The following is a 264-nucleotide window of genomic DNA, read 5'->3' as shown; positions in this document are numbered from 1 at the left end:
GAAGAACCCGCGCGACGTGTTCCTGCCGGGTGCGGCGGCGATTGGCGGCATGGCATTGCCCGCGCGGGTGTTTGTGGCGCTGAACTGGAATTCGCCGCTTACTGTGGGGGGCTGGGCCATTCCGGCGGCCACCGACATCGCCTTTGCGCTTGGTATTCTGGCGCTGGTCGGCAGCCGCGCGCCTTCGTCGCTCAAGGTGTTCTTGCTGACATTGGCCATCCTTGATGACCTTGGGGCCATCATCATCATCGCCCTGTTTTATAC

Annotated in this window: 1 protein-coding gene; it reads left to right on the top strand. The window is 62.9% G+C overall.

Going from position 1 to position 264, the window contains the following annotated elements:
• On the top strand, positions 1-264 hold a 264-nt coding region (locus Q4528_RS14255), incomplete at both ends, for a Na+/H+ antiporter NhaA (protein WP_303522280.1).

This window comes from Staphylococcus pasteuri, assembly GCF_030547725.1.
GTDB classification, from domain to species: domain Bacteria; phylum Bacillota; class Bacilli; order Staphylococcales; family Staphylococcaceae; genus Staphylococcus; species Staphylococcus pasteuri.
Note: the sequence above shows the minus strand (reverse complement) of the source record. Positions and strands in the feature narration are given on the sequence as shown.